This is a genomic window from Pseudomonas sp. NPDC089428 (assembly GCF_044749325.1).
Classification (GTDB): Bacteria; Pseudomonadota; Gammaproteobacteria; order Pseudomonadales; family Pseudomonadaceae; genus Aquipseudomonas.
Genome location: NZ_JBIVHT010000002.1, coordinates 276,760 through 301,115 on the forward strand (window position 1 = coordinate 276,760; position 24,356 = coordinate 301,115).

Sequence of the window (24,356 nt, forward strand, 5' to 3'; positions counted from 1 at the left end):
GCCGGTGTTCGCGGGTGAACCCGCTCCCGCAAGGTGAGGTGTCGCTCAGGCGGCATTGGCTTTGACTCGCAACCGGTCATAGGCAGTCTGCTCTTCGGCATCCAACGCGATCAGGTACGGCTCGACGGCTTTCTTGAAACTGGTCATTTCACCGTTTTCGCCTTTTTTTAGATGGCAGTGGCAGAACCACTCGCCATCGTTGCGCTCGGGGAAGTCGACCCGGTGGTGGTACAGGCCCCAGCGGCTCTCCTCACGGAACAACGAGGCCCGCGCCGCCATTTCGGCACAGTCGCGGATCACCGAGACCTCCATGGCCCGCATCAGCTCATGCGGGTTGCTGGCCTTCATCTGCTCGAGATCACGCTCGATCTCGGCAAAGCGCGCCAGGCCGATTTCCATTTTCCTGGTCACCTTCGGCGGCTGCAGGTAATCGTTCACCATGCGTCGCAGCTTGTATTCCACCTGCGCCGGCGGCAGACCATGCTCACGCTGCAACGGCGCGAACACCCGCGCGCGTTCGCGCTCGACCTGCCCGGCATCGACCTCGGCCAGTTCCCGCCCGGCCACGTACTGTGCGGCATTCATACCGGCAAACCAGCCGTAGGTGAACGCGCCAAGCATGTAGTTGTGCGGTACCGCAGCCATGTCGCCTGCGGCGTACAGGCCTTTGACGCTGGTCTCGGCCTTCTCGTTGACCCACACCCCCGAGGCCGAATGCCCCGAGCAGAAGCCGATCTCGGAGATATGCATCTCGACCATGTGCTGGCGGTAGTCGGTGCCACGCCCGGCATGGAACTGGCCACGGCTGGGGCGCTCGTTGCTGTGCAGGATCTCTTCGATGTTCTGGATGGTTTCCTCGGCCAGGTGGTCGAGCTTGAGAAACACCGGGCCGTTGCCGCCTTCGAGCTCCTGGTGGAACTCCCACATCATCTGCCCGCTCCAGTAGTCGCATTCGATGAAGCGCTCGCCCTTGCTGTTGGCGGTGTAGCCGCCCAGCGGGCCGGTAACGTAGGCGCAAGCCGGGCCGTTGTAGTCCTTGATCAGCGGGTTGATCTGAAAGCACTCGAGGTTGGCCAGCTCGGCGCCGGCATGGTAGGCCATCGCATAGCCGTCGCCGGCATTGGTGGGGTTCTCGTAGGTGCCCATCAGGTATCCCGACGACGGCAGGCCCAGGCGCCCGGCAGCGCCACAGGCGAGGATCACCGCCTTGGCCCGAACCACGCGGAACGCGCCAGTGCGGCAATCGAAACCCAGTACACCGGCAGCGGCGCCTTCGGCATCGAGCAGCACACGGGTGCAGACCATGCGGTTGCTGATCTCGACCCGGGCACGTTTGAGCTGGCGATACAGCACCTTCTTGATGTCGTGCCCTTCAGGCATGGGCAACACGTAGGCGCCCATGTGATGGACCTTCTTCACCGCGTAGTCGCCGGTCTCGTCCTTTTCGAACTTCACCCCCCAGCGATCGAGCTGCTCGATGGTTTCGAAACTGTGGGTGGCGTAGGCATGCACGGCGGCCTGGTTGACGATGCCGTCGTTGGCCACGGTGATTTCCTTGGTGTACTGCTCGGGCGTGGCATGGCCGGGGATGATGGCGTTGTTCAGCCCGTCCATGCCCATGCTGATGGCACCGCTGCGCTTGACGTTGGCCTTGTCCAGCAGCAGCACGCGCAACTGCTTGTCGTGCTCCTTGGCCTTGATCGCCGCCATTGGCCCGGCAGTGCCGCCGCCGATGACGATGATGTCGTAATCCTGGGTCTCGATACTCATGCCTTGCTCCCCTTCTGGCGGTCGATGCGCAGGCGGTACTGGAAGGCATCGCCGCGGTAATACAGGTGTTCGAAGTCCAGCGGCGTGCCGTCGGCGGCATGGGTCAGGCGTTCGATGCGCATGATCGGCGCACCCTCCTCCACCTCCAGCGCCTGGGTCAGGTCGCTGTCGGCCAGCACCGCGTCGATGGCCAGGTCGGCGTGGCCGAGGGCGATACCGCAGTCGTTTTCCAGCAGCAGGAAGATGTCGCGAGTGACCAGGTCGGCCTTCTCCAGCTTTTCGCCGACGGTCTTGGGCAGCCAGGTCAGTTCCAGCGATACCGGCTCGCGATTGATCAGCCTTACCCGGCGGATCTCGGTGACCGGGCTGCCCTCCTCGACCTGAAGCCGCGCGGCCACCAGAGCACTGGCCGGCACATGGCGGAAGCTGCGCAGGCGGTTGATCACCTCGTAGCCCATCTGCGTCATCGACTCACCCAGGCCCTGCAGGGTGCTGACGTTCTGGAACGCCTTGGGCTTGGCGACGAAGGTGCCTTTGCCGTGGATCTTGAAAATCAGCCCTTCTTTCTGCAGATCGCCGAGCGCCTGGCGCACGGTGATACGGCTGACATCGAAAGCCTTGCCCAGCTCGCTTTCCGAGGGCATGCGGCTATGCGGTGGGTACGTACCGTCGAGGATGCGCTCGCGCAGCAATTCCTTGAGCTGGGTGTAAAGCGGTACCGGGGACAGGGGGAGCAGTTCGGCCATGGGTCTCTTCGCTGATCGATGACTTGTTATAACAAGTTGTGACCAGATCATAGAGGGCATAAGAAGAGGTAAGGAAATACTGATATCGCATATGGATAGACGGATTTGGGTTGGCCTGTACAGGCCCTTCGAGGCTGACGCCGCTCCGGCAGACCGCGCAGAAGCTGTGGGAGAGGCTTCAGCCACGAACGGTCAACCGAGAAAAACAGCCTTAGATCAAGGCGATGGACGCCGCCGAATCAGATGGGTATCATGCGTGCGCGTTGCACTCGTAGCTCAGCTGGATAGAGTACTGCCCTCCGAAGGCAGGGGTCGTGGGTTCGAATCCCGCCGAGTGCGCCATATCAGAAAGCCCTGGGATCACTCCCGGGGCTTTTTCATTTGTGCGACATGTCGCGTTTCTGGCACTCCCGTGCCATGGGTCATTGATGTTAGCGTGGGCCCCTTCCCGTATCCGACGGGCACCCAACAACAATGATTCGCGAAGGAATGCGCGCGCATGCACCTGAAAAAGCTCACCTCCACCGCCTTGCTACTGGCCAGCATCGGCCTGTTCACCCAACCGGCCCAGGCCAACCTGACTCAGCAACAGTCCGCCGCCATCGTCAAAGCCTTCGAGGGCAGCAACCCGGCCGACTTCAAGCAATTCCTCGGCAAACTCAAAAGTAGCGAACTGTCCAAGGCCGACAACCTCGCTGCCACGCTCGACGCCTACCTGGCCGGCAAGCCGCTCGCAACCGAGCAGCAGAACGAGATCAACCGCCTGCTCGGCCTGTACACCCGCATCAAGTACGCCAAGGCCGCCACAGAGAACCTGCGCGAGCTGGTCGCTATCCCCACGTTCAGCGTCGACGGCGTGCCGCAGCACGAAAACCCCGAGTTCCTCAAGATCGCCGACAAGATCAAGGCCCTGGCCGAGGGCTTCGGCCTGACCTTCCGCAATGTCGACAACCGCGTCTACGAGATTTCGCTGGGCGAAGGCAAGGAAGTAGTGGGCATCCACGCCCATGCCGACGTGGTACCGGTCAACCCGGACAACTGGAAACTGGCCGACGGCACCCGCCTCGACCCGTTCAAGGTCACCCAGGTCGGCGACCGCATGTACGGCCGCGGCACCGAGGATGACAAGAACGGCATCATCGTCGCGCTGTATGCACTGAAAGTGGCCAAGGATGAAAACCTGCCCCTGGCCCGGCAGTTCAAGCTGCTGATCGACACCACCGAAGAAACCAGCGGCGACGCCATCCCCTACTATTTCGAGCGCAACCCTACGCCTGACTACAACCTGGCACTCGATGGCGGCTACCCGGTGGTGATTGCCGAGAAGGGCTACGGCACGGTCATGGCCAGCTTCAGCAAACGCCCGGCCACCGGCCAGGGAGCGGAAATCATCAACCTGACCGGCGGCTTGGCGACCAACCAGATTCCGACCACGTCGGTGGCCACCTTGGTTGGCGACAACCCGCAAGCGCTGGCCAAAGACCTGAAGAATGCCGGCGCCGATTATGTGAAGCGCAATGGCGGCGACTTCAGCATCGATGCCAAGGCCGATGGCAAGAACGTGCTGCTCACCGTGACCGGCGTTTCTGCCCACTCTTCGGAGCCAGAGTCCGGCATCAACCCGGTGGCGCGCATGCTCGACTTCCTCAATGGCCTGGGCCAGCAGGTGCCGCTCAAGCACAACCACTTCACCGATGCCGCCCGCTACGCCGCCGACAACTGGGGCCTGGACTACCTGGGCAAGCAACTGGGCATAGGCTTCGAAGACCCGTTCATGGGCCCGTTGACCACCTCGCTGACCTTCGTCGGCGTGGATGACAAGGGCCTGAAGCTGGCCGTGAACCTGCGTATCCCCAAAGGCAAGCCGCTGGCTACGCTCAAGGACCAGTTGGCCGACAAGCTCGGCAAATGGACCCGCCAGAGCCACACCTCGGTGGCCTTCGACTACAGCCTCGACGAGCCGATGTTCCGCAACCCCGAGGGCGAATGGGTCAAGGCGCTGCTGGATGTGGCCAGCGAGAACCTGGGCATGAAGCACGAATTCGGCACCTCGGCTGGTGCCACCTCGGTGCATGACCTGCCCAACGGCGTGCAGTTCGGCCTGGCCATGCCGGATGTGAAGTACACCGGGCACAACGACAACGAGTTCAAGACCGTGGAACAGTTCATGCTCGACTTGCAGATCGTGAGCGAGATGGTGGCGCGGATCGGGCAGATGCCGAAGCTCTGAGTCAGCTGTACCGGCCTCTTCGCGGCTAAGGCCGCTCCCACAGGTACTGCGGCGCATTTGCGGGCTGTAGAAATCCTGTAGGAGCGGCTTTAGCCGCGAAGAGGCCGGCACGGGCAACACCCATGACGTTTTTCAATCGACTCCATGCCGTTTCCTGCATTGCCGTGCAGGCCGGCTTGCCGGATGCTTTATTTACTCGGAGAGCTCGTCTTATTCACCCGCAGAGGCCCGTATGAAGAACGTCGAACAACTCCTCAAGACCAAGTCCCAGCACCAGACCGTGTACACCATCGGCCCGGATGACTCGGTGCTCGACGCCCTGAAACTGCTGGCGGAGAAAAACGTCGGTGCGCTGCCTGTGGTCGAAAACGACAAGGTAGTGGGGATCGTCAGTGAACGGGACTACGCACGCAAACTGGTGCTCAAGGGCCGCTCCTCCGCCGCAACGCCGGTGCGCGAGATCATGAGCGCGCCAGTGATCACCGTTGAGCCGAAGAGGAATCTGGATTACTGCATGCAGCGAATGACCGACCTCCACCTGCGCCACCTGCCAGTGGTCGACAACGGCAAGCTGCTCGGGCTGCTGTCGATCGGTGACCTGGTCAAGGAAACCATCGCCGAACAGGCCAACCTGATCAATCAACTGGAGCAGTACATCCGCGGCGAATGATTGCGCCTCAGTGGTAGGCGCGCTCCAGTTCGTCCAGCTGATGGTCGAAGCTGCGCAGGCGCGCCGACCAGGTGTACACCAGCACCTCCAGGTCACGATTGAGCACGGCGGTATTGCCATGGCCATTGCTCGACGGCTCGCACAAGTCCAACTGATAACGCTCGCGGGCCATGGCCGTGGCCACGCTGGACAGGTCGCGGGCATTGGCCAGCCAGTGATGGTGATGGTCGTGGATTTCCCGGTCGAGCGCCCGGCACTGGCGTTTCAGGGCATCCAGGCTCTGCTCCAGTGGGGTGCCCTTGAGCTCGCCCATGACCTCCTCGAAGGTGCGACCGGAATGCCAGTAGCTGCCCCAGAAATAGCGGTCGAACACTGTCTCGACGCGGCGTAGCGCGACCTTGGTGTTCCAGATGGTCAGCAATGTTCGCCCCTGGACCACTTCACGCTTGTTCAGGCGCAACTGCTGCCAGGCAATCCAGGTCAGCGCCACCAACGCGACCGCGCCAGTCACGGCGGCGGCAGCGTAGAGGAACTGTATCGCCTGGTTCATCTGCTGGGTGTGGCGGATACCGTAGAAGTAACTGGCCGTCAGGGTGCCCAGGATCGTCACGGAGCACCAGAAACCTGGTGCGTAGGGATCTTTCATCACGCTATCCCCTCTTGTTTTTTCCTGAGCATAGCAACGGCCAATCACTCGTCAGGTGCCGCTCGGCACTTTATTTTCGGGGGCGGCGCAGCGCTTCGTTGAGTTGATCGAAAGGCACCGCCCAATCGGCATCTTCAATGATGCTTTCCTTCAGGAAAGCGCGCTGGGACTCGGTCCAGAACGGTGCATCCACCAGCTTGGTCTCGTTCTTCAAGGGCGAATGGCTGGTGATGAACTGGTCGATGCTCTGCGCATCGTCGGGCAGGCCCAGTTGCTTGAACAGCTCGGCGAATGGATGGATCGGTGCGTCCATGGTTCCTCCTGTGTGCCGGGCTGGCCGTCCACGACGCCGGCCCGGCATTGGCTTGAAAACATCAGCACAGCTCGCGTACTTCGGCTTGCGGCACCAGTTTAAGGTACTGCTCCATGCTCATGTGGATCAGGTGATCGTGGTCACCCGCCTCCAGGTAGACATCGCCTTGGCGGGTAAGACTCGAATCGAGCAGCATCTTGATCTGGTAGGCGTCACCCATCGCCGGGATGGCACCCCGCTCGCAATCGCCGAACAGCATCGGCAAGGCGCTTTCGCGGGTCAGCTGCCAGGCGCCGGACATGCGCACCTTGCTCATGTCCATGTGCCGGTTGGCCGGTAGTACGGCCATGATGTAGTTGCCATGGCGGTCGTCGAGCATGACCGACTTGGCGACCCGCTCTGCGGGCACCCCGGCCGTGCGCGCCGACTCCAGGCTGGTGGCCGAGTGTGGGTGGGGAATGATGTCGTAGTCGCAGTTGGCCTGGTCCAGGCGCTGCTGCAGGGTTTTGGCCATACGCATGATGCACCTCCGGTTTCGCCCCCCAATTTCCAATTTTAGGCCTTGGGCCGGCAGGCATGGCTAAACTTCAAGCAGAGAGGTCGACGAGGTGACGACAGGTGATCACTCGATGTTGCCGCTGCTTGCTGCTGTTGCTTCTGCTTGGCCTTGCCCAGGCCGGTCAGGCGGCGCCCGGCAGCGTCTGGGTGCTGGGTATCGATGATGCCATCGGCCCGGCCAGCGCCGACTACCTGCTGCGCAACCTCGAACAGGCCAAGGCCCAGGGCGCCCAATTGGTGGTGCTGCGCCTGGACACTCCCGGCGGGCTGGACAGCGCCATGCGCCAGATGATCAAGGCGATTCTCGCCAGCCCGGTGCCGGTCGTCAGTTTCGTTGCCCCCAGCGGCGCCCGTGCCGCCAGCGCCGGCACCTACATCCTGTATGCCAGCCACGTCGCGGCCATGGCCCCGGGGACCAACCTCGGCGCCGCCACGCCGGTGCAGATCGGTGGCCTGCCCGGTACGCCAAAGGACGACAAGGCCAAGCCGAGCGACGAGGAACAGACCCTGGCGCGCAAACAGGTCAACGATGCCACCGCATACATCCGAGGCCTGGCTCAGCTGCGCGGGCGCAATGCCGACTGGGCAGAGCAGGCGGTGCGAGAGGCAGTCAGCTTGCCTGCCAGTGAAGCGCTACGCCTGAAAGTGATCGACCAGGTGGCCAACGACCTGCCCGACCTGCTGCGCCAACTCGACGGCAAGACCTTGGTCGCCGCCGGCCAACCACGGCTGCTGCAAACACGGGACGCGGCGCTGGTCGAGCACCTGCCGGACTGGCGCACGCGCCTGCTGGCCGTCATTACCAACCCAAGCGTGGCGCTGATCCTGATCATGATCGGGGTGTACGGCCTGTTGTTCGAGTTCATGAACCCCGGCTCAGCGCTGGGCGGCGTGGTCGGTGGTATCTGCCTGCTGCTGGCGCTGTACGCCCTGCAGCTGCTGCCGGTGAGCTTCGCCGGCGTGGCACTTATCCTGCTCGGCATCGCCTTCATGATCGCCGAGGCGTTCCTGCCCAGCTTCGGCGTGGTCGGTTTCGGTGGCATCGTGGCCTTCGTGGCCGGCGCGGTGATCCTGATCGACACCGATGCACCGGGCTTCGGTATCCCGCTGCTGCTGATCGGCACTCTCGCCGTGCTCTCGGCGCTGCTGATCGGCGGTGTGCTGGGCATGGCCATCAAGGCGCGGCGGCGGGCGCTGGTCAGCGGTGACGCCGGCCTGGTCGGCAGCCTGGTGACGGTCACCCACGTGCTGGCGGACAACCCGTTCTGTGGTTCGGTACAGGCCCAGGGCGAACAATGGCAAGTCCAGTGCTCAACGCCGCTTCAGACCGGGCAGAACGTTCGGGTCACGGCGCGCCATGGCGTGATTCTGGAAGTGAGCGCCGCCGCACCGGCGGCGCAAGGAGACCGATGATGTTCATGCAAGTGGGTTTCGGCGCGGTGCTGATCGTGCTGGCGATGCTGTTGCTCTCGGCATTTCGCATCCTGCGCGAATACGAGCGCGGCGTGGTGTTCCAGCTGGGGCGCTTCTGGCAGGTCAAAGGCCCGGGGCTGATCCTGCTGATCCCGGTGATCCAGCAGATGGTCCGGGTCGACCTGCGCACCGTGGTGCTGGATGTACCGCCGCAGGATGTGATCACCCGCGACAACGTATCGGTGAAGGTCAATGCGGTGTTGTATTTCCGCGTGCTCGATCCGCAAAAGGCGATCATCCAGGTCGAGGACTTCCTCGTCGCCACCAGCCAGCTGGCCCAGACCACCTTGCGAGCGGTGCTGGGCAAACACGAGCTGGACGAACTGCTGGCCGAGCGCGAGCAGCTGAATTCGGACATCCGCCAGGTACTGGACGCCCAGACCGACGCCTGGGGCATCAAGGTGGCCAACGTCGAGATCAAGCATGTCGACCTCAACGAATCGATGATCCGCGCCATCGCCCGCCAGGCAGAAGCCGAACGCGAGCGGCGGGCCAAGGTGATTCACGCCGAGGGTGAATTGCAGGCGTCGGAAAAGCTGATGCAGGCCGCGCAGATGCTCAGCAAGGAGCCGGGGGCCATGCAGTTGCGTTACATGCAGACACTGGGGGCGATTGCCGGGGACAGGAGCTCGACCATTGTCTTTCCGCTGCCGATCGACTTGCTCAAGGGCTTGGTGGACAAGCAGAAATGACCGGGGCTGCCTGGCAGCCCCGGCTCTCGGTCAGATTGGCGCCCGACGCAGGGTGGCGAGGAAGGTCGCCGCGCCGATGAACAACCCGGCAAAGGTACGGTTCAGGCGCTTCTGCTGCTTGGGCGTGCGCAGCAGGCGCAGCACCCGCGAAGCCAGCCCGGTGTAACCCGCCATCACCAGCATGTCGACGCTGATCATGGTCACGGTGATCGCGATGTACTGCGGCAGCAGCGGCGCATGCGGGTTGAGGAACTGCGGCAGCACAGCGAGCATGAACACCAGCGCCTTGGGGTTGCTGACGTTGACCAGGAAACCCCGGAACATCAGGCTCAACGGCTTGCCGATCGGGCGCACGCCGGACTCGTCGGCCATGTCCATCGGCAGGGCGCGCCATTGCTTGTAGGCCAGGTAGACCAGATAGGCGACACCGAACCACTTGATGAGCTGAAAGGCGGTGGCGGAAGCGGCCAGGACGGCACCCACGCCGGCGGCGATGATGGCGATCTGCACGATCAGGCCTAGTTGCAGGCCCAGGGCATTCCAGTACCCACGCCAGAAACCGTACTGCAGCCCGCTGGACATCGAGGCAATCGCCCCGGCACCCGGCGACAGGCTGATCACCCAGCACGCGGCAAAGAAGCCCAACCACACTTCCATCGACATCACACACCTCGCTCAACAATTGTTGCAAAACGTTAAGCTAAGGGGTTGGCGAAAAAATAACCAGCAAATTCTGCGGACATTCTATCGCCAGTGCTGGCCCTTTCGCGGGACAAGCCCGCTCCCACAGGTACTTCACAGGCTCTGAAGCTGGTGGTTTTCCTGTGGGAGCGGGCTTGCCCCGCGAAAGGGCCGGAACAGGCGGCCACAATGGATCAGGACAAAGCCTCAAGCTCAGCCTGCATGCTCTCCAGGGTTTCCAGAGCCTCCATCCAGGCTTCCTCAAGCTCACCTTCGCGCTGCTTGAGCTTGGTCTGCCGCGCCAGCAGATCGCGCAACTCATCCTTGCGCGCCGCTTCGTACACACCACCATCACCCAGCGCAGTTTCGACCTCGGCCAGCTGCGCATGCACCTGGTTGAGCTCGCTCTCCAGCTTGTCGGCCGCCTTCTTGTGCGGTGCCAACTGCTGGCGCAAGGCCGCCGCAGCCTGACGCTGGGCCTTCTTGTCGGTCTTGTCCGGGTTGACCGGGGCATTGCTGGCCGGCGCACTGCGCTGGCGATACTCGACCAGCCAACGGCTGTAGTCGTCGAGGTCGCCATCGAAAGGCTCGACCTTGCCATCGGCCACCAGCAGGAAGTCGTCGGTGGTGCTCTTGAGCAGGTGACGGTCGTGGGAAACCACCACTACGGCACCGGCAAACTCCTGCAGGGCCATGGTCAGCGCCAGGCGCATTTCCAGGTCGAGGTGGTTGGTAGGTTCGTCAAGCAGCAGCAGGTTCGGCCGTTCCCAGGCGATCAGCGCCAGGGCCAGGCGGGCCTTCTCACCACCGGAGAAGTTCACCACCGGCTCGTCGACACGGTCGCCATGGAAATCGAAGCCACCCAGGAAGTCGCGCAGGGTCTGCTCGCGCTCGGTCGGCGCGATGCGCTGCAGGTGCAAGAGCGGGCTGGCCTTGTCGTCCAGCGAGTCGAGCTGGTGCTGGGCGAAGTAGCCGACGGCGAGGTTCTCGCCACGCACCAGGCGGCCCGACAGCGGCTCGAGCTCACCGGCGAGGTTCTTGATCAGGGTCGACTTGCCGGCGCCGTTGGGGCCGAGCAGGCCGATGCGTGCTCCCGGCACCAGCTGCAACTTGACCTTGTCGAGGATGGCCTTGTCGCCATAGCCCAGGCGGCCTTCGGACAGGCTCAGCAGCGGGCTCGAAATCTTCTGCGATTCGCGGAAGACGAAGTCGAACGGTGAATCGACATGGGCCGCCGACAGCTCTTCCATGCGTTCCAGGGCCTTGATCCGGCTCTGTGCCTGGCGGGCCTTGGTGGCCTGGGCCTTGAAGCGGGCGATGTACTTTTCCATGTGCGCGCGCTGCGCCTGCTGCTTCTCGTAGGCCTGTTGCTGCTGCGCCAGGCGCTCGGCACGGGTGCGCTCGAAGGCGGTGTAACCACCCTTGTACAAGTTGAGCTTGCGCTGTTCGACGTGCAGCACATGGTCGACCACGGCATCGAGGAAATCACGGTCGTGGGAAATCAGCAACAGCGTGCCTGGGTAACCCTTGAGCCAGTCTTCCAGCCACAGGATCGCGTCGAGGTCGAGGTGGTTGGTCGGCTCGTCGAGCAGCAGCAGGTCGGACGGGCACATCAGCGCCTGGGCCAGGTTCAGGCGCATCCGCCAGCCACCGGAGAAGTCACCGACGCGGCGGTCCATCTGCTCGTTGGTGAACCCCAGGCCAGCCAGCAATTTACGGGCGCGGGCATCGGCGGTGTAGCCGTCGGCGACTTCCAGCTCACTGTGCAGGCGCGCCAGGGCAGTGCCGTCGTGGGCCTGCTCGGCCACGGCCAGTTCGGCCTGAACCTTGCGCAGGCGGGCGTCACCGTCGAGCACATAGTCCACGGCCAGGCGGTCGAGGGTATCGACCTCCTGACGCATGTGGGCGATGCGCCAGTCGCCGGGCAGCTGACAATCGCCGGCATCGGGCGACAGCTCACCGCGCAGCAAGGCGAACAGGCTGGATTTTCCGGCGCCGTTGGCGCCGATCAGGCCGGCCTTGTGACCGGCGTGCAGGGTCATCTCGGCGCCTTCTAGCAAGCGCTGCGGACCACGCTGTAAAGTGAGGTTGGATAGTCTGATCATAGTGGTCGCGGAGTCTACCAGCTTCCTCGGCCCGCAGCGTGAGTGGAATCATGTACACCGACCTGTGGAATCACGCCCTGGCGCTCTATGCCCGCCCAGGTGCCGAAACGGCTTGCCTGGATGTGCAGGCAATGGGGGGCGACGTCTGCCTGTTGCTGTGTGCGACCTGGCTGCAGGCGCGTGCCGTCAGCTTCAGCGAAGAGCGCGCCCAGGCATTGCGTGCGATTGCCGGGCCGTGGCAACACGATGTGGTTGCGCCGTTGCGTTGCCTGCGCCAGCAATGGCGCACGCCCGCGCAGCACGATCCACACCTGGCGGCGTTGCGTGAGCAGGTGAAGGGTCTGGAGTTACAAGCGGAGAAGGAGTTGCTGCAACGGCTGCAAACCTGTGCGCAACAATGGCCCTCAGGCTCGCATGAGCCCACGGACAATTGGCTGGACCGGCTGGCACCGGTCCAGGCCCGTGGCCACGACGCGCTGGTTAGCTTGCGCGTCGCGGCCGCAGCACTTCAGGAAGCCGAAGACGGCGCCTGAGCTGGGGTGCTGGCTGGTGCCGAGGGGGTGGCGGGAGCGGCCGAGTTGGTCGCTGGCGCACTGGCGGCTGGTGTAGCCGGTTTGGTTTCGGCAGGTTTGGCCGCGACCGGTTTTGCAGGGGCCTTCGCTGCAGGTTTGGCGGCTGGCTTGGCGGCAGCGGGTTTAGCGGCAACCGCTTTAGCCGCTGGCTTGGCGGCAGGTTTGGCGGCTGTGGTTCTGGCCGGGGCTTTGGCTGCTGCAGGCTTGGCGGCCGCTGGTTTGGCAGGCGCCTTGGCTGCAGCAGGTTTCGCAGCTGGCTTGGCGGCAGGTTTGGCAGCGGCGGTTCTGGCCGGGGCTTTGGCTGCTGCAGGCTTGGCGGCCGCTGGTTTGGCAGGCGCCTTGGCTGCAGCAGGTTTCGCGGCTGGCTTGGCGGCAGGTTTTGCTGCGGCGGCTCTGGCCGGGACTTTGGCTGCTGCAGGCTTGGCGGCCGCTGGTTTGGCAGGCGCCTTGGCTGCAGCAGTTTTCGCGGCCGGCTTGGCTGCAGGTTTGGCTGCGGCAGCTTTAGCGGCTGGCTTGGCGGCGGTAGCGCGGGCTGGGGCCTTGGCAGCGGCCGGTTTGGCCGGGGCCTTGGCGGCAGCAGGCTTGGCGGCGCTGCGGGCCGGTGCCTTGGCAGCAGCCGGTTTCACGGTCTTGGCAGCCACTGCACGCTGGTCGAGTGCCTTGCCAGCGGCCTCACGAACCTTGCCAACACCTTGGGCCAGTTTCAGGCTTTCTTGAGCATCACGCTTTAGTTGCTGAATGTAAGTACGCGTCTGAGTCTGGCGTTCCTTGAGCGAATCGAGCAATGCTTCAAGTTCACCAATAACCTTTTGCGCCTTGTTCTGTGCCTTGGCTTTGCCTGCCTTGGCCGCATCCTGCAACTTCAGGCGACCGTTGTGCAGTTTTTCCTGGGCTTTGCCGCGCTGCTTTTCCAACTTGGCCAGCAATTTCTCCGCATCAGCCAGCGCTTGCGAGCAGGCCTCTTCCAAGTGTTCGAGCAGGCTGCCCGAAAGTTGCTGGAGCAGGTGTAACGGCGTATTTACTGGTTTCTTTTTAGCCGACATGGTTTACCTCCTGGCTGACGAGATTGCGGCTCATACTATGCTTCTGCTGCTACCGCCGCTAGGGCATGTTGACAGTATTGATGGCGCCGCGTTGCATGCCTGGGCAAAGTTGTTATCTTGCAGCTCCGTGCAAGTGTAGTTGCTTAACAAAACGTTGCAGGTTTTTGCGGGGTGCATGACTTGAGTCGTTTATCGTTGCGTATATCGAGCGCCGCGCGGGCGGCGCTCGATCTCGACAACAACCAATCAATCACGCCAAGCACCCGAGCCATTACACACATCTGGATCAGAACCTACCCATGTCTCGTATTCTTGTTCTCAGCCTGTGCCTAATGGCGCCATTCGCCCTGGCCGATACCGCTCCTGCCAATGATCACGACCTGGCCTATAGCCTCGGTGCCAGCCTGGGTGAGCGCCTGCGCCAGGAAATGCCCGGCCTGCAACTGGATGCGCTGGTCGAAGGCCTGCGCCAGTCCTATCAGGGCCAGCCACTAAAGCTCGACAAGGCACGCATGGAGACCATTCTCCAACAGCACGAAGAGCAGGCCAGCAGCGCCGCCGAACAAGCCGAAGTGACCAAACTGCAAGCCGTGGAAACCCGCTTCATGGCCAACGAGCGGGCCCGCGCCGGCATGCACGAACTGCCGGAAGGCGTGCTCTACAGTGAGCTGAAAGCGGGTAATGGCGCGCAACCCAAAGCCGGCGGCAAGGTTCAGGTACGCTATGTCGGCAGGCTACCGGATGGCTCGGTATTCGACCAGAACCAGCAACCGCAGTGGTTCAGCCTCGACTCGGTGATCGAAGGGTGGCAGGTGGCGCTGCCACACATGAAGGCGGGTTCGACCTGGCGCCTGGTTATCCCCTCGGCACAGGCCTACGGTGCCGAGGGCGCGGGTGACCTGATCGCGCCCTACACGCCGCTGGTGTTCGAAATCGAGTTGCTGGCGGTCGGCGACTGACGTCGACCGTCAGGCTTCGACCGCGCCCTCTTCCTTGTGCGCGTTATGCAGTACCTCGATCAGGCAGTCTTCGAGCTCGAAGCGTTCGTGCAGCAGGCTGCCCAACTTGCCCAGCTTCTCGGCGAAGCGCTCGATGTCCTTGCATTCGCCCTTCTCGCAGTGGTCGTTGAAGGCCAGTGCGATCTGGGTAATGTCGTTGATCCGCGGGTTGATCTCTTCGGCCAGTTTCAGCGCCTTCTCATCCCCGAACGCCTTGGCCTCGGTGACCAGTTGCTCACTGACTTCGAAGTGCCAGGCTGACACATAATCCACCAGCACCGCACAGAAGTCGCGGTTCTTGTGCTTGTCGGCAAAGGCTGGCTTGGCGTCGCGCAAGATGCGGAAAGCCTGGACCAGCTCCTCTCGCTCCTCGAGCCAACGGTCGATCAGCTTGTGAACCCCACCCCAGCGTTCCTGGGCGTTCTGACAACTATCGAGCATGGCGATCTCTTCCCTTCTGGGTAGATGCCGCTGCACCTCGCACCACGACCGTGCAGCACAAAGGTGACATCAGCAGGACGGCATCGAGCAGTTGTGTTTTCGGTATGCGTGCTGGGAGATTATTCCCGCGCGTGCTTAGCATCAAGGTACGCAGCAGACAAAGTTCATACAAGTGTTTAATACCCCGATGCACCACCATTGGTCGCGCTATCGGCCAGCGGTATGCGCCAGGTCACGGATTGCCAAGCGAGCGGAAACGATACGCCAGCAGCCAGCTCAAGGGCAGCGCTGCCAGCAGCAGAAACGCCAGCAGGCTCCATTCTGGCAAGGTCAGGTCGAGAAAGCTCCAGGTCAGCGAGCTGCAGTCTGGGCCACCGAGCAACAGCTGGCGCGCAGCTTCGCGCCACGACAGCTCGAACATGCGCCCGATCGGCAACGGGCACATGTGGCTGGCATCAACTGCCCCCTGCAACCACACATGACGTGCCGCCAGCAAAGCACCGCTAGCTGCGAACAGCAGCGCCGTTCGCGCGTATCGCCGTGCCCCGGCAATGCCAGGCGCATGCAACGCCGCACACAGGCTCACCAATGCATAAATGCCCAGCAGTAGCCGCTGGCTGAAACACAGTGGGCAAGGCACAAGCCCAAGAACACTTTCGAGATGGAAAGACGCCCCCAGCACCGCCAGCGCGGCAAGGCATGCCGGAATGAAGAACGTGCGCAGACTGGCCATAGACATGGGCAGAAATGTCCCGGGAAAGTTGAAGTGGCCTGGAACGGTAGAGGAAAGGCCGGGGTTGTTTCAAGGCGCTACTGGAATGACAAGTCGCTGTATTGCAAGGGAAGTTTCTATTCGAGCTGTAGGAAAGTTCTTAAGAAAAGATTGTAGAACTAACTTTATAACGCTGAATAAGTTACCGGCCCCATGAGCCCGCGCACTGGCGCGGGCTCATGGGGCGTTCAGGCGCGCGCGCCCTCAAGCAACGGCAGTGCCAGAAGACGCTCATCGAGCAGGCCCAGGCCTTCCTCGAACAGCTGATTGCTGCGTTCGGTTTCGCCCAGGCTGGCAAGCAGGCGCGCCAGTTCGGCACAGGCTTCCGGATTACGCTCCATGCGCAGGCTGCTTTCGAGATAGTCACGCGCCTTGCCCCACAGGCGGTTCTGCAGGCTCAGGCGACCCAGGGTGAGCAACAGGCTCGGGTCTTGTGGATGGGCCTTCAGCCAGCCTTCAGCGGTTTGTAGCTGACGCGCCGGGTCATCACCGCGGACCAGGCCATACAGGCGAGCCAGGTGGCTTTCGTACTCACGCTTGAGCGCAGTGCGCAGCACCTGCTCGGCTTCGCCCTGGGCACCAACCTGGCGCAACTGTTCGGCATAGGCCAGCACCAGTTGCGGCTCCTGACGCTGGGCTGCGGTCAACTGCTGCCAGGCGCGCTCAAGGGCCTGACGGGCACTGTGCGAATCCTCGCCACGGGTGGTCGCCAGGCCAAGGTTCTGGCCCCAGGCGCGCTTTTCCAGCGCGGCCAGCTCATCGGCCGGCAACACCTTGCCCTTGCGCAGGTCCGGCAGCAGGCGAATCAGCGCCGACCAGTCGCCACGCTCCAGGTGCAGGCGCTGCAACAGGCGCAACACCTGGGTGTTATGGGGGTGGCGCTCCTGCATGGCCAGCAGGGTTTCCAGCGCAGCATCGCGCTCGCCGCGGTCCATCTGCAATTGCGCATGGGTCAGGGCAATGGCCAGCTCGGCCTGGGGCTGACGCTCCAAGGCACGCTCCAACAGGTTGTCGCTGTCCTCCTTGCGCCCCTGTTCATTGGCGGCGCGGGCGGCGCCGAGGTAATACAGCAGTGGCTGGCGCTCAGCCTCGGCAGCACGATGCAGGTGGCGCTGAGCGCTGGCCCAGCGGCCCTCGGCCAGGTCCAGCTGGCCCTGTTCGATGGCGATCCGCACGCGGCGGCTGCGGTTGCGTCGCGACCACGGGTTGACCACGCCACTGGAGGTCAGCACCAGACCGACCAGGTAACGCAGCAGCAACAGCACCACCACCACGCCCGCCAGCGCCGCAAGTGCCGCCCACAATCCGGATTGGTAACGGAAACCACCGTAGGCGATCAGTACATAACCACTGTGCTTGGCCACCGCAATGCCCAGCGCTGCGGCAATCACGATCGCCAGTACGGCCAACAGGTAGACACGCTTCATGGTTTGCCCCCTTCAGCCTCGGCTGGCAGATGGCGGCGCTGGATATATGCCTGCACCGCCGCCAGGCTTTCGCTCAGGTCCGGGGTCACTACCGAGACAGGCTGCTCAGCCAGCGCGTTGAGGCTTTCGAGCATCGCCTTGCTTTGCGGGTTGTCAGCATTGAAGTTGGCCAGCAGCACACTGCGTGCATCATCCAGGGCCTGGTTGTAGACCTTGGCCTCGCCATTGAGCGCAGCCCACTGCGCCTGCTCGATGGTCAGGCTCAGGGCCAGGCGCAGCTGGTTGAGCTGCTGGCCAGCCAGCAACGGCCGCACATTGTCGTCGGCATTGAAGTCGATCTGGAAGTACTTGGAGATTTCTGCCCACCACTGCGACAGGCGACTGGCCCCATCACCATCGGCAGTCAGCGCGCCAAGCGCATCGGCGTTGCTGGCGAACTCGGGCGATTGTGCGCTGAGTTGCTGCACCAGCTCACGCTGGGCGGCGAGCTTGAGGAACAGGCCGGTGCGGTCCGGCTGCTGGGTGCTATTGAGTGTGGCCAGGCTGCGCGCCAGCTGCTCGCGGGCGGCAAAGGCACCCGGGTCGCTCTGCTCGCGGAGGATTTCGTCGGCACCTTCGACCAGCGCCTTGGCGCTGGTGATGTCCTGTAGCGCGGACAAGCGCAGGGTGGCCAGGCGCAACAGGTGTTCGGCCTCGGCCAGGCGCCATTCCTTGCGGCTCTCGCCGAGTACGGTTTCCAGACGCTGGCTGAGACGTTGCTGGTCGCCTTGCAGCTGCGCCACCAGGCGGCGGCGGTCTTCCAGTTCGCTGGCCGCCGGCAGGCTGGCCAGTTGCGCACTGATCTGCTGTTCACGCTGCTGCAGTGCAGCGGCGCGCTGGTTGAGGGCTTCGAGGTGCTGGCCCTGGTTCACTTCACTGCTTTGCAGCTGCCGCACCTGCCAGACACCCCAACCCCCAACTGCAACCCCGGCCGCACCCAACAACAGCGCCAGCACGGCCAGACCACTGCCAGAACGCTTTACAGGCTTGTCGGTGACGGGTTGCGCCGGCTCTTGCACCGACGGCTGATCATTGTTGGACAAGACAGTTTCGCTCACGTATCCATCCTTTGCATGGGGGCGCCTCACGCTAGTGCGAAGCGCCTTGAGAGGCAGGTGCAGCACTGCGCTGCACGGCTGCCAGCAAGGCCGTGGCACTCGCGCCACGGCAATCCACAACCTGTTGGGCCCCTGCGGCCCGGGCCTGTTCAGCGACCCGCGGGCTCGGCACGAACAACGGCAGGCTGGCTACGCGCGGCCAGTCGGCGGCGGCCATCTGCTGCAAATGTTCAAGACCCTGCCCACTGCTGACCACCAGGCCATTGAGGCGTTCCGCTTCTATGCGGCGCATCAGTGTGCCCGCCGGGTACTCCGGCAGGCAGCGACGATACAGTTCCAGATATTCGACACTAGCACCTTGCTCTGCAAGACGCTCGGCCAGCAGTTCGCGACCTCCGACGCCGCGAACGATCAGTACACGTGCCTGAGGCGCTGCAACAGCCTGGCGCAGGGCCGCAAGCGCAAGCAAGGCCTCGCTGTCGTCGCCCTGCATGGGAAATGTCACTTGAAGGCCCGCGCCCTGCAGCACCGCCGCCGTCGCCTCGCCCACGGTAAACCAGCCTGTTGCTGGCGCCGGCAGGCCGGCCCGCTGCAGCTGCCCGAGCAGTAATCGGGCCGCCGGCTTGCTGACCACGATGATGGCTCGGCATTGCGCCAGCCCGGCCAGCTGGCGCAGCTGCCCGTCAGCCAGGGCGACGGGCTCGATGGCCAACAACGGCAGGCAACTGCTGGCCACACCGGCAGTCGCCAGGCTCTGCGCCAGTGCCGCGCAGTCCTCTTCAGGCCGGGTCAGCAACAGGCGCCAAGGGCTCACGGATGCCCGGCCTCGCCGTAGACTTCCTTGAGAATGGCTTCGGCACCCTGGCCCAGCAGGTCTTCGGCAACCTGCACGCCCAAGGTTTCTGCATTCGCACGCGGCGCGCGGGCATCAGCCACCAGCAAGGTGCCGCCACTTGGCTGGCCCACCAGGCCACGCAGCCACAGCTGATCGCCTTCGAGCACCGCATAGCAGGCAATCGGCACCTGGCAGCCACCGTTGAGGCGCTTGTTCAAGGCTCGCTCGGCAACCACGCGGTCGGCGGTATCGGCATGGTGCAGCGGTGCCAGCAACGCATGGATTTCACTGTCAGCGCTGCGACACTCGATACCTACCGCCCCCTGGCCACCGGCTGGCAGGCTGTCGTCGACACTGATGGCTGCGGTGATGCGTTCCTCGAAGCCCAGTCGGATCAGGCCTGCTGCGGCGAGGATGATGGCGTCGTACTCACCGGCATCGAGCTTGGCCAGGCGCGTGTTGACGTTGCCACGCAGAAAGTGGATTTTCAGGTCCGGCCGACGTGCCAGCAGCTGGGCCTGCCGGCGCAGGCTGGAAGTGCCGACGATGCTGCCGGCCGGCAGCGCGTCGAGGCTGGCGAAGCTGTTCGAGACAAAGGCATCGCGCGGGTCTTCACGCTCGCAGATGCAGTACAGCCCCAGGCCCTCAGGAAAGTCCATGGGCACGTCCTTCATCGAATGCACGGCAATGTCGGCTTCATTGTCCAGCAGCGCTGTTTCCAGCTCCTTAACGAACAGGCCCTTGCCGCCGATCTTCGCCAGCGGCGCATCGAGCAGCTTGTCGCCGCGGCTGACCATGGGCACCAGGGTCACCAGCAGACCGGGGTGGGCCTGCTCGAGGCGGGCTTTGACGTATTCGGCCTGCCACAGGGCCAAGGCACTTTTACGGGTGGCAATGCGGATTTCGCGAGTGGACATGGAACGCCCCGATCCAGAGAAATGCCGCTGATGATAACAGCATCACCGGCATCGCTAGCAGATGTGGATCAGCGTGAGAGGCCTTCGCGGCCAACGCCGCTCCTACAGGCGGCGCCGTACCTGTGGGAGCGGCTGGAGCCGCAAACAAGGGCGCAGCCCTTGCCATGCAGGCTCGGCCTTAGAGTGTTTGCATCATCTTGCGCACACCCGCCACATGCCGGCGGCTGACGGTCAGGGCATCACCGTCGAGGCCCTTGAGGAACAGCTGGAAATGCCCCAGCGGCGTGCGTTGCAGGCGTTCGATACGCTCGCGGGCAACCAGCGCATTGCGGTGAATGCGCACGAAGCGTTCGCCGAATTCGTCCTCCAGCGCCTTGAGCGGCTCGTCGAGCAGCACCTCACCGGCCTCGTGCCGCAAGGTCACGTACTTATGGTCGGCAATGAAATAGATCACCTGGGGCAAAGGAATCAGCTCGATCCCTTTGCGCGTGCGCGCACTGATATGGCTGCGCGGGCCGCCGCCTTCACTGCCAGGCCGGGTCAGCGCCGCCAACTGGGCACGGTTGGGCTTCTCGGCCTTGCGCAAGGCGTCGCGCAGGGCCTGAGGTTGAATGGGCTTGGTCACGTGGCTGAGGGTGCTGTCCTTGAAAGCTTCCGCACCGTATTCATCATCACCGGTACAGAACACCACCGACGGCGGCGCCTCGCGCTCGCACAGGCGAGCAGCGACCTGCAGGCCATCCAGGCCTGGCATGCCGATGTCCAGCAGGACCACATCGGGCTTGAGGCTTTCGATCAGTGCCAGGGCCTCCTCGCCGTTGGTGGCGCTGGGCTCCAGCACGGAGTACCCCTCAAGTTCAGCGATCAGCCGTGTGAGGCGTTCACGGGCTTGGGGTTCGTCATCAACGATCAGGACATTCATAATTGCTCTGGATTCCTGAGTGAGTCTCGCACAGGTATAGCGTAGACAAGAGCAGGTCGAGCGACACTGCGGTCACGCTCTAGACCGATACGAAGGCCAAAGATTCACTGAGCCGGCAGAATCGCTGCCAGTCCTCTGTCCAACTGTAGACGGTCCGTGGAACACTGCCGTTCAATCGTTGAATATCGTCCTGGCCTGCCTTTATGGATGTTTTCCAGCGGTTTCTGACGACCGACGCCCTGCGGCAGTCGGCCCAACCCTGCTATCATCGGCGCCACTTTTTCGTTCACGCCTGCAATGAGTGAATCCATGAGCACCGACAAGACCAATCAGTCCTGGGGCGGCCGCTTCAGTGAGCCCGTCGACGCCTTCGTCGCCCGTTTCACCGCCTCGGTCGACTTCGACAAGCGCCTGTACCGCCACGACATCATGGGTTCGATCGCCCACGCCACCATGCTGGCGCAGGTCGGCGTGCTCAGCGATGCCGAGCGCGACACCATCATCGATGGCCTGAAAACCATCCAGGGCGAGATCGAGGCTGGCAGCTTCGACTGGCGCGTCGATCTCGAAGACGTGCACATGAACATCGAAGCACGCCTGACCGACCGCATCGGCATCACCGGCAAGAAGCTGCACACCGGCCGTAGCCGCAACGACCAGGTAGCCACCGACATCCGCCTGTGGCTGCGTGACGAGATCGACCTGATCCTGGCCGAGATCACTCGCCTGCAGCAGGGCCTGCTGGAGCAGGCCGAGCGTGAAGCCGAAACCATCATGCCCGGCTTCACCCACCTGCAGACCGCCCAGCCGGTCACCTTCGGCCATCACCTGCTGGCCTGGTTCGAAATGCTCAGCCGCGACTACGAGCGCCTGGTCGACTGCCGCAAGCGCGCCAACCGCATGCCGCTGGGCAGCGCCGCGCTGGCTGGCACCACCTACCCGATCGACCGTGAACTGACCTGCAAGCTGCTGGGCTTCGAGGCCGTGGCCGGCAACTCGCTGGACGGCGTTTCGGACCGTGACTTCGCCATCGAATTCTGCGCTGCCGCAAGCGTGGCGATGATGCACCTGTCGCGTTTCTCCGAAGAACTGGTGCTGTGGACCAGCGCCCAGTTCCAGTTCATCGACCTGCCTGATCGCTTCTGCACCGGCAGCTCGATCATGCCGCAGAAGAAGAACCCGGACGTGCCGGAGCTGGTGCGTGGCAAGAGCGGCCGTGTCTTCGGCGCCCTGACCGGCCTGCTGACCCTGATGAAAGGCCAGCCGCTGGCCTACAACAAGGACAACCAGGAAGACAAGGAGCCGCTGTTCGACGCCGCCGACACCCTGCGCGACTCGCTGCGCGCCTTTGCCGACATGATCCCGGCGATCAAGCCCAAGCACGCCATCATGCGCGAAGCGGCGCTGCGCGGTTTCTCTACCGCAACCGACCTCGCCGACTACCTGGTCCGCCGCGGCCTGCCGTTCCGTGACTGCCACGAAATCGTCGGCCACGCCGTGAAATATGGCGTCGACACCGGCAAGGACCTGGCCGAGATGAGTCTGGACGAACTGCGCCAGTTCAGCGACCAGATCGAGCAGGATGTGTTTGCCGTGCTTACCCTGGAAGGTTCGGTGAATGCCCGTAACCACATCGGTGGTACGGCACCGGCCCAGGTGCGTGCTGCCGTCGCTCGCGGCAAGGCCCTGCTGGCTTCGCGCTAAGGTCCATTGCGAGGGCTTCGCCCTCGATCGCGGGCAAGTCGGGGCGCCGAACCGCCGCGCCCACAGTAACCGTGCATTGCCTGAGCCTTGCACCTTACCTGTGGGAGCGGCGGTTCGGCGCCCCGACTTGCCCGCGAAGGCTCCAACACGGTCTCAGCGCTTGCCGCTGCGCACCATCTCCATGAAGGCCGGCATCGCCGCCTCTTTGTCCGCCACGATTTTCGCCATGTGCGGGTTCTCGCGCATTTTCTCGAGCAACGCCTTCGCCTCAGGGAAGTCTGCCAGGAAGTCGATGTTCAGCACCTTTTTGCCCACCGCATAGGCCAGATCGACCGAGAAGCAGAACATCAGGTCGGCCAACGTCAGCTCCTCGCCCGCCACATAAGGGGCAAAGCGCCCATTGCGTTTGAGCGTTGCAAAGCCCGCCAGCAGTTCGCTACGCGCCCGCTCCTTGATCAGCGGCTCCACCGCCGCACCGAAGAACGATTCGGCATAGCAGGTACGCGCCGGCAATTCGATGTACAGCTCGATTTCCTTGAGCAGTTCACGCACCTTGGCCTGCTCGAACGGGTCGGCAGGCAGCAGCGCCTTGCCCCCGCGGGTCTGCTCGATGTAGTCGAGGATCACACTGGTCTCGCTGAGGAACCCGTGTTCGGTTTCCAGCACCGGCACCTTGCCGCGCGGGCTGACTGCCAGCGCCTGCGGCGCCTGACCGCCGTAGAAGGCGACTTCTTCGAAAGGCAGGCCTTTCTCCAGCAGGGCCAGCTTGACCATGTTGTAGTAGTTGCTGACCGAGAATCCGTGAAGCTTGAGCATGGGGTTACAGCCTCCAGGCCGTGTGGGGATGGCTCGGCTGTTATAGACCGTACGCCGATGCCTGACCAGCGTCATGCACCCGGTCAATGACCGGGCATTGCTGACGCGGGCATGGCAAACTGTGCGTCCCACCATAGGAGTACCGCCATGAGCGAGCACGACGAAATCGACAATGACGACGAAGCATTCGCCGAGGCGACGCTGACCGAGGCCATCGAAAACCAGATTGAAAGCGGCGAGCCGCCAGCGGCCAAGGCCACCTTCAACAAGCTGACCCTGGTCGGCTACGAGCGCGAAGACATCCTCAACCTCATGGCCCACGTGCTGGCCATCGAGATCGACAACATGCTCAAGGATGACCGCCCATTCAACGGCGAGTGGTACGAGGCCGCCCTGCGCGCCCTGCCCGAACTGCCGCCTGAGGCAGATCAAGGCGACGACGAATAACCCGGCTACACTCCAGGGTCAGGCACCGCTGGCGGTGCCGCCATCCTCGTCTGGAAGTCAGGAGTCGCCATGTCCTTTACCCCCGAACTGATCGCCGAACTGGAAGTACTCGCCCTGTTCAACCTGGACAGCAGCCAGGAAGGGATCAAGATTCACGCCAACGCCTCCCCTGCCCTGGTCGCCGCCGCGCAACGGCTGTACGAGAAGCAACTGACCGATCAACCCGATGGCGGTTACCTGACCAGCCTGGGGCATGATGCGGTAGAAAGCGTGCAACTGCTGCTGAACATCCTCAAATCCCCACAGCCCGCATAAACCCACACCGGCCTCTTCGCGGGCAAGTCGGGGCGCCGAACCGCCGCTCCCACAGGTTTTACACCGCCCCAAGTATGGCGCGGTACTTGTGGGAGCGGGCTGGCCCGCGAAAGAGCCAGAACAAGCGATAGAAAAATGGCGCCAATAATCCATATTCCGCTTATCC

General features: G+C 63.4%; 25 protein-coding genes and 1 tRNA gene. 10 read left to right on the forward strand and 16 right to left on the reverse strand.

The window, feature by feature from the left end:
- Nucleotides 1-45 precede the first annotated feature (45 nt).
- Complete coding sequence (locus ACIPZ5_RS04600) at nt 46-1,770, reverse strand: fumarate reductase/succinate dehydrogenase flavoprotein subunit (protein WP_400806971.1); 1,725 nt, start codon at nt 1,768-1,770, stop codon at nt 46-48.
- A complete protein-coding gene (locus ACIPZ5_RS04605; RefSeq protein WP_261941975.1) occupies nt 1,767-2,516 on the reverse strand; it encodes a GntR family transcriptional regulator in 750 nt (249 codons plus the stop codon). The genes ACIPZ5_RS04600 and ACIPZ5_RS04605 overlap by 4 nt, the downstream gene beginning before the upstream one ends.
- Before the next feature lie 265 nt (nt 2,517-2,781).
- Here ACIPZ5_RS04605 and ACIPZ5_RS04610 point away from each other — a divergent pair.
- From ACIPZ5_RS04610 to ACIPZ5_RS04620, 3 genes are all read left to right on the forward strand, one after another.
- Nucleotides 2,782-2,858, forward strand: a tRNA-Arg gene (locus ACIPZ5_RS04610).
- A gap of 157 nt (nt 2,859-3,015) precedes the next feature.
- Nucleotides 3,016-4,746, forward strand: coding sequence for a dipeptidase (locus ACIPZ5_RS04615; protein WP_400806974.1), 1,731 nt, complete (start codon nt 3,016-3,018; stop codon nt 4,744-4,746).
- 232 nt (nt 4,747-4,978) lie between these two features.
- A complete protein-coding gene (locus tag ACIPZ5_RS04620; RefSeq protein WP_343594403.1) occupies nt 4,979-5,416 on the forward strand; it encodes a CBS domain-containing protein in 438 nt (145 codons plus the stop codon).
- A 7-nt stretch (nt 5,417-5,423) separates the two neighbouring features.
- Here ACIPZ5_RS04620 and ACIPZ5_RS04625 read toward each other — a convergent pair whose 3' ends face one another.
- The 3 genes from ACIPZ5_RS04625 to ACIPZ5_RS04635 all read right to left on the reverse strand — a co-directional run bounded on the left by ACIPZ5_RS04625 (nt 5,424) and on the right by ACIPZ5_RS04635 (nt 6,895).
- Nucleotides 5,424-6,062 carry an NADH:ubiquinone oxidoreductase subunit N gene (locus ACIPZ5_RS04625; protein ID WP_261941978.1) on the reverse strand — a complete coding sequence of 213 codons (639 nt, stop codon included), beginning with the start codon at nt 6,060-6,062 and terminating at the stop codon, nt 5,424-5,426.
- A 70-nt stretch (nt 6,063-6,132) separates the two neighbouring features.
- Nucleotides 6,133-6,375 carry a DUF2789 domain-containing protein gene (locus tag ACIPZ5_RS04630; protein WP_261941979.1) on the reverse strand — a complete coding sequence of 81 codons (243 nt, stop codon included), beginning with the start codon at nt 6,373-6,375 and terminating at the stop codon, nt 6,133-6,135.
- A 61-nt stretch (nt 6,376-6,436) separates the two neighbouring features.
- Nucleotides 6,437-6,895 carry an aminoacyl-tRNA deacylase gene (locus ACIPZ5_RS04635; protein WP_027916942.1) on the reverse strand — a complete coding sequence of 153 codons (459 nt, stop codon included), beginning with the start codon at nt 6,893-6,895 and terminating at the stop codon, nt 6,437-6,439.
- Between the two features lie 98 nt (nt 6,896-6,993).
- Here ACIPZ5_RS04635 and ACIPZ5_RS04640 point away from each other — a divergent pair, with 98 nt between their 5' ends.
- Both ACIPZ5_RS04640 and ACIPZ5_RS04645 read left to right on the forward strand, forming a co-directional pair.
- Nucleotides 6,994-8,346, forward strand: coding sequence for a nodulation protein NfeD (locus ACIPZ5_RS04640; protein ID WP_400806978.1), 1,353 nt, complete (start codon nt 6,994-6,996; stop codon nt 8,344-8,346).
- Nucleotides 8,346-9,098, forward strand: a complete 753-nt coding sequence (locus tag ACIPZ5_RS04645) for a slipin family protein (protein ID WP_261941981.1) — start codon at nt 8,346-8,348, stop codon at nt 9,096-9,098. Before ACIPZ5_RS04640 ends, ACIPZ5_RS04645 begins: the two co-directional genes overlap by 1 nt.
- A gap of 30 nt (nt 9,099-9,128) precedes the next feature.
- On the opposite strand, the gene ACIPZ5_RS04650 is transcribed toward ACIPZ5_RS04645, so the two are convergent.
- Both ACIPZ5_RS04650 and ACIPZ5_RS04655 read right to left on the reverse strand, forming a co-directional pair.
- On the reverse strand, nt 9,129-9,761 hold the full coding sequence (locus ACIPZ5_RS04650) for a LysE family transporter (protein ID WP_343594405.1): 633 nt from the start codon (nt 9,759-9,761) through the stop codon (nt 9,129-9,131).
- A gap of 212 nt (nt 9,762-9,973) precedes the next feature.
- Nucleotides 9,974-11,884 (reverse strand): ATP-binding cassette domain-containing protein, encoded by a 1,911-nt coding sequence (locus ACIPZ5_RS04655; protein WP_313710322.1) that lies wholly within the window; start codon nt 11,882-11,884, stop codon nt 9,974-9,976.
- Nucleotides 11,885-11,934: 50 nt separating this feature from the next.
- Here ACIPZ5_RS04655 and ACIPZ5_RS04660 point away from each other — a divergent pair, with 50 nt between their 5' ends.
- Nucleotides 11,935-12,417, forward strand: coding sequence for a TIGR02444 family protein (locus ACIPZ5_RS04660; RefSeq protein ID WP_261941984.1), 483 nt, complete (start codon nt 11,935-11,937; stop codon nt 12,415-12,417).
- Here the strand turns inward: ACIPZ5_RS04660 and ACIPZ5_RS04665 are convergent.
- The gene (locus tag ACIPZ5_RS04665; RefSeq protein WP_400806981.1) at nt 12,393-13,499 is read right to left on the reverse strand and encodes an AlgP family protein; all 1,107 of its coding nucleotides are present in this window, start codon (nt 13,497-13,499) and stop codon (nt 12,393-12,395) included. The two genes, ACIPZ5_RS04660 and ACIPZ5_RS04665, sit on opposite strands and share 25 nt — an antisense overlap.
- Before the next feature lie 299 nt (nt 13,500-13,798).
- Between ACIPZ5_RS04665 and ACIPZ5_RS04670 the strand changes: the two genes are divergently transcribed.
- Nucleotides 13,799-14,458, forward strand: coding sequence for an FKBP-type peptidyl-prolyl cis-trans isomerase (locus ACIPZ5_RS04670; RefSeq protein WP_343594408.1), 660 nt, complete (start codon nt 13,799-13,801; stop codon nt 14,456-14,458).
- A gap of 9 nt (nt 14,459-14,467) precedes the next feature.
- Here the strand turns inward: ACIPZ5_RS04670 and rsd are convergent, their stop codons facing one another.
- From rsd to ACIPZ5_RS04705, 7 genes are all read right to left on the reverse strand, one after another.
- Nucleotides 14,468-14,938 (reverse strand): sigma D regulator, encoded by a 471-nt coding sequence (gene rsd, locus ACIPZ5_RS04675; RefSeq protein WP_261941987.1) that lies wholly within the window; start codon nt 14,936-14,938, stop codon nt 14,468-14,470.
- 232 nt (nt 14,939-15,170) lie between these two features.
- The gene (locus ACIPZ5_RS04680) at nt 15,171-15,677 is read right to left on the reverse strand and encodes a disulfide bond formation protein B (protein WP_400806984.1); all 507 of its coding nucleotides are present in this window, start codon (nt 15,675-15,677) and stop codon (nt 15,171-15,173) included.
- Between the two features lie 221 nt (nt 15,678-15,898).
- Nucleotides 15,899-17,137 (reverse strand): heme biosynthesis HemY N-terminal domain-containing protein, encoded by a 1,239-nt coding sequence (locus ACIPZ5_RS04685; RefSeq protein ID WP_400806986.1) that lies wholly within the window; start codon nt 17,135-17,137, stop codon nt 15,899-15,901.
- Nucleotides 17,134-18,234, reverse strand: coding sequence for a uroporphyrinogen-III C-methyltransferase (locus ACIPZ5_RS04690; protein ID WP_343594411.1), 1,101 nt, complete (start codon nt 18,232-18,234; stop codon nt 17,134-17,136). Before ACIPZ5_RS04690 ends, ACIPZ5_RS04685 begins: the two co-directional genes overlap by 4 nt.
- Before the next feature lie 31 nt (nt 18,235-18,265).
- Complete coding sequence (locus ACIPZ5_RS04695; RefSeq protein ID WP_343594412.1) at nt 18,266-19,048, reverse strand: uroporphyrinogen-III synthase; 783 nt, start codon at nt 19,046-19,048, stop codon at nt 18,266-18,268.
- On the reverse strand, nt 19,045-19,986 hold the full coding sequence (gene hemC / locus ACIPZ5_RS04700; RefSeq protein WP_343594413.1) for a hydroxymethylbilane synthase: 942 nt from the start codon (nt 19,984-19,986) through the stop codon (nt 19,045-19,047). The genes ACIPZ5_RS04695 and hemC overlap by 4 nt, the downstream gene beginning before the upstream one ends.
- Nucleotides 19,987-20,164: 178 nt before the next feature.
- Nucleotides 20,165-20,908, reverse strand: a complete 744-nt coding sequence (locus ACIPZ5_RS04705; protein WP_261941993.1) for a LytTR family DNA-binding domain-containing protein — start codon at nt 20,906-20,908, stop codon at nt 20,165-20,167.
- A gap of 309 nt (nt 20,909-21,217) precedes the next feature.
- On the opposite strand from ACIPZ5_RS04705, the gene argH reads away from it, so the two are divergent.
- Entirely contained in the window at nt 21,218-22,612 is a 1,395-nt protein-coding gene (gene argH, locus ACIPZ5_RS04710) for an argininosuccinate lyase (protein WP_176509181.1), read from the forward strand.
- A gap of 153 nt (nt 22,613-22,765) precedes the next feature.
- On the opposite strand, the gene ACIPZ5_RS04715 is transcribed toward argH, so the two are convergent.
- Nucleotides 22,766-23,428 (reverse strand): glutathione S-transferase, encoded by a 663-nt coding sequence (locus tag ACIPZ5_RS04715; protein ID WP_343594414.1) that lies wholly within the window; start codon nt 23,426-23,428, stop codon nt 22,766-22,768.
- 147 nt (nt 23,429-23,575) lie between these two features.
- Here ACIPZ5_RS04715 and ACIPZ5_RS04720 point away from each other — a divergent pair, with 147 nt between their 5' ends.
- Both ACIPZ5_RS04720 and ACIPZ5_RS04725 read left to right on the forward strand, forming a co-directional pair.
- On the forward strand, nt 23,576-23,875 hold the full coding sequence (locus ACIPZ5_RS04720) for a hypothetical protein (protein WP_261941995.1): 300 nt from the start codon (nt 23,576-23,578) through the stop codon (nt 23,873-23,875).
- Nucleotides 23,876-23,944: 69 nt separating this feature from the next.
- The gene (locus ACIPZ5_RS04725; protein ID WP_343594415.1) at nt 23,945-24,190 is read left to right on the forward strand and encodes a TIGR02647 family protein; all 246 of its coding nucleotides are present in this window, start codon (nt 23,945-23,947) and stop codon (nt 24,188-24,190) included.
- Nucleotides 24,191-24,356 lie beyond the last annotated feature (166 nt).

Excerpts from the sequence above, each read along its gene's own strand:
- ACIPZ5_RS04600 (WP_400806971.1), bottom strand. The coding sequence starts at position 1,770 with ATGAGTATCGAGACCCAGGATTACGACATCATCGTCATCGGCGGCGGC.
- ACIPZ5_RS04605 (WP_261941975.1), bottom strand. The coding sequence starts at position 2,516 with ATGGCCGAACTGCTCCCCCTGTCCCCGGTACCGCTTTACACCCAGCTC.
- ACIPZ5_RS04615 (WP_400806974.1), top strand. The coding sequence starts at position 3,016 with ATGCACCTGAAAAAGCTCACCTCCACCGCCTTGCTACTGGCCAGCATC.
- ACIPZ5_RS04620 (WP_343594403.1), top strand. The coding sequence starts at position 4,979 with ATGAAGAACGTCGAACAACTCCTCAAGACCAAGTCCCAGCACCAGACC.
- ACIPZ5_RS04625 (WP_261941978.1), bottom strand. The coding sequence starts at position 6,062 with ATGAAAGATCCCTACGCACCAGGTTTCTGGTGCTCCGTGACGATCCTG.
- ACIPZ5_RS04630 (WP_261941979.1), bottom strand. The coding sequence starts at position 6,375 with ATGGACGCACCGATCCATCCATTCGCCGAGCTGTTCAAGCAACTGGGC.
- ACIPZ5_RS04635 (WP_027916942.1), bottom strand. The coding sequence starts at position 6,895 with ATGCGTATGGCCAAAACCCTGCAGCAGCGCCTGGACCAGGCCAACTGC.
- ACIPZ5_RS04645 (WP_261941981.1), top strand. The coding sequence starts at position 8,346 with ATGTTCATGCAAGTGGGTTTCGGCGCGGTGCTGATCGTGCTGGCGATG.
- ACIPZ5_RS04650 (WP_343594405.1), bottom strand. The coding sequence starts at position 9,761 with ATGTCGATGGAAGTGTGGTTGGGCTTCTTTGCCGCGTGCTGGGTGATC.
- ACIPZ5_RS04655 (WP_313710322.1), bottom strand. The coding sequence starts at position 11,884 with ATGATCAGACTATCCAACCTCACTTTACAGCGTGGTCCGCAGCGCTTG.
- ACIPZ5_RS04660 (WP_261941984.1), top strand. The coding sequence starts at position 11,935 with ATGTACACCGACCTGTGGAATCACGCCCTGGCGCTCTATGCCCGCCCA.
- ACIPZ5_RS04665 (WP_400806981.1), bottom strand. The coding sequence starts at position 13,499 with ATGTCGGCTAAAAAGAAACCAGTAAATACGCCGTTACACCTGCTCCAG.
- ACIPZ5_RS04670 (WP_343594408.1), top strand. The coding sequence starts at position 13,799 with ATGTCTCGTATTCTTGTTCTCAGCCTGTGCCTAATGGCGCCATTCGCC.
- rsd (WP_261941987.1), bottom strand. The coding sequence starts at position 14,938 with ATGCTCGATAGTTGTCAGAACGCCCAGGAACGCTGGGGTGGGGTTCAC.
- ACIPZ5_RS04680 (WP_400806984.1), bottom strand. The coding sequence starts at position 15,677 with ATGTCTATGGCCAGTCTGCGCACGTTCTTCATTCCGGCATGCCTTGCC.
- ACIPZ5_RS04685 (WP_400806986.1), bottom strand. The coding sequence starts at position 17,137 with ATGAAGCGTGTCTACCTGTTGGCCGTACTGGCGATCGTGATTGCCGCA.
- hemC (WP_343594413.1), bottom strand. The coding sequence starts at position 19,986 with ATGTCCACTCGCGAAATCCGCATTGCCACCCGTAAAAGTGCCTTGGCC.
- ACIPZ5_RS04705 (WP_261941993.1), bottom strand. The coding sequence starts at position 20,908 with ATGAATGTCCTGATCGTTGATGACGAACCCCAAGCCCGTGAACGCCTC.
- argH (WP_176509181.1), top strand. The coding sequence starts at position 21,218 with ATGAGCACCGACAAGACCAATCAGTCCTGGGGCGGCCGCTTCAGTGAG.
- ACIPZ5_RS04715 (WP_343594414.1), bottom strand. The coding sequence starts at position 23,428 with ATGCTCAAGCTTCACGGATTCTCGGTCAGCAACTACTACAACATGGTC.
- ACIPZ5_RS04720 (WP_261941995.1), top strand. The coding sequence starts at position 23,576 with ATGAGCGAGCACGACGAAATCGACAATGACGACGAAGCATTCGCCGAG.
- ACIPZ5_RS04725 (WP_343594415.1), top strand. The coding sequence starts at position 23,945 with ATGTCCTTTACCCCCGAACTGATCGCCGAACTGGAAGTACTCGCCCTG.